Below are 2,190 nucleotides of genomic sequence, written 5' to 3' on the forward strand. Positions count from 1 at the left end.
CAGGACCCCCGCGAGGCCGCCGGGGTCATCGGCCGCACCGCCCAGCTCACCTTCCACCCCGTCGTCGCGACCGCCGACGGCCCGGCCGGACCCCCCGCGGCGGACGGGTCCCGGGTCCTCGCCGACCCCGGCCTCCCCGGCGGCCACCTGCGGCTGGGCCCGCCGGCGCTGACCGGCGACGGCGTCAAGGACGCCTCGGCCGTCCTCGACACCCGGACGGGCCTCGGCTGGAGCGTCGACCTCTCCTTCCGCGGCTCGGCCGGCGACGCCTGGGCCCGGCTCACCGGGGAGGCGGCGTGCGCCGCGCCGGCCGAACCCGCCCGCCGGGTCGCCATCGTGCTCGACGACCGTGTCCTGTCCGCCCCCGGTGTCCAGGACAGCGTGCTCTGCGGGCAGGGGATCACCGGCGGTTCGACGCAGATCACCGGCGGCTTCTCGGCCGACGAGGCCCGCGACCTCGCCGCCCTGGTCAAGGGCGGCGCCCTGCCCGTCCCGGTGACGGTGATCGAGCAGAGCACCGTCGGCCCCACCCTCGGCGCCGAGGCGATCCGGGCCAGCGCCCTGGCCGCGGCCATCGGCCTGCTCTGCACCGGGGCCTTCATCATCGCGGTGTACCGCCTGCTCGGCGTGCTGGCCACCGTCGCGCTCGCCCTCTACGGACTGATCTCGTACGCCGCCGTGGTCGCGCTCGGCACGACGCTCACCCTGCCCGGGCTGGCCGGCTTCGTCCTCGCCATCGGCATGGCGGTGGACGCCAACGTGCTGGTCTTCGAACGGGCCAGGGAGGAGTACACCGCTCCTCGGGCGGCCGGCCCCGGCAAGGAGCGCGACCTGCGGCGCCCGCTCCGCGTCGGGTTCGCGAAGGCATGGAGCGCGGTGGCCGACTCCAACGTGACGACGCTGCTCGCCGCCGGTCTGCTCTTCGTGTTCGCCACCGGCCCGGTCAAGGGCTTCGGGGTGACGCTCTCGATCGGCGTGCTGGCCTCGATGTTCTCGGCCATGCTGATCACCCGGCTGCTCGCCGAGTGGGCGGTGCGCCGGCCCGCCGTCGTCCGGCGGCCCACCCTGACCGGCATGGCCACCGTCGGCCGGCTCCGGACCCGGCTGACCCGGCGGCCGCCCCGGCTGATGCGCCACCGGCGGCGCTGGCTGGGCGCCTGCGCCGGCCTGCTGCTGCTCGCCCTGGCCGGGATCGGCGGGCGCGGCCTGGACTTCGGCGTCGAGTTCACCGGCGGCCGGGTGGCGCAATACACGGCCGCGCAGCGGGTCGACGCGGACGCCGCCCGCGCGGCGGTGGTCGGCGCCGGGTTCCCGCAGGCCGTGGTGCAGACCACCGGCGACACCGGCGTGTCCGTCCGCACCAAGGAGACCGGCGACGACCAGCAGCAGCGCATCCGGGAGGCGCTCACCGGCGTCACCGGCGAACTGTCCGTGGAGCGCGACGAACTGATCGGGCCGAGCCTCGGCAGCGAGCTGCGCGGCTACGCGCTGGCCGCGCTCGGGCTCGCGGTCGCCGCCCAGCTGCTCTACCTCACGATCCGCTTCCGGTGGACCTTCGCGACCGCCGCGGTGATCGCGATGGCGCAGGACCTGCTGCTCGTCCTCGGCCTCTTCGCCTGGCTGGGCAAGCCGGTGGACAGCGTCTTCCTCGCCGCGCTGCTCACCATCGTCGGGTACTCGGTCAACGACACGGTGGTGGTCCTGGACCGGCTGCGCGAGCTGCGCCGGACCGGGACGAAGGCGAGCTGGGCGGCTCTCGCGGACCGCGCCGTGGCGCAGACCCTCCCCCGGACGGTGAACACCGGCATGGGGGCGCTGTTCGTCCTGGTGGCCCTGGCGGCCCTCGGCGGCGACTCGCTCGCCGACTTCTCGGTGGCGCTGCTGGCCGGGGTCCTGATGGGCACGGCGTCGACGGTGTTCACCGCGATGCCGGTGGTCGTGCTGCTCCAGGACCGGTTCCCGGACCGGCCGCGGGAGGCCAGGGCGGCACGGGCTCCTCACGCGGCGGGCGCGGCGCGGGCGCGCGACCACAACGGGGCGGTGGTCTGAGCGGCGCCGGTTCGGCGGGGAGGCCGTGCGTCCTGCGACCGGCCGGCCGACAGCGGGCGGGCCGCCCGCCGCCGGGGGGGGGTGGTGCGCGCGGGCCGCCCCAAAGGCACGACCAGTGGGTAGTGGGTGTCTTATAAAAAA

The 2,190-nt window shown here is 76.2% G+C and carries 1 protein-coding gene; it reads left to right on the top strand.

Annotation, left to right across the window (positions count from 1 at the left end; genetic code table 11):
* Positions 1-2,049: protein translocase subunit SecF (gene secF / locus ACFVHV_RS43690; protein WP_380359456.1), on the top strand; the 2,049-nt coding region annotated here is incomplete at its 5' end.
* Positions 2,050-2,190: the final 141 nt, after the last annotated feature.

This window comes from Kitasatospora sp. NPDC127116 (genome assembly GCF_042677365.1).
Lineage (GTDB): Bacteria > Actinomycetota > Actinomycetes > Streptomycetales > Streptomycetaceae > Kitasatospora > Kitasatospora lactacystinica.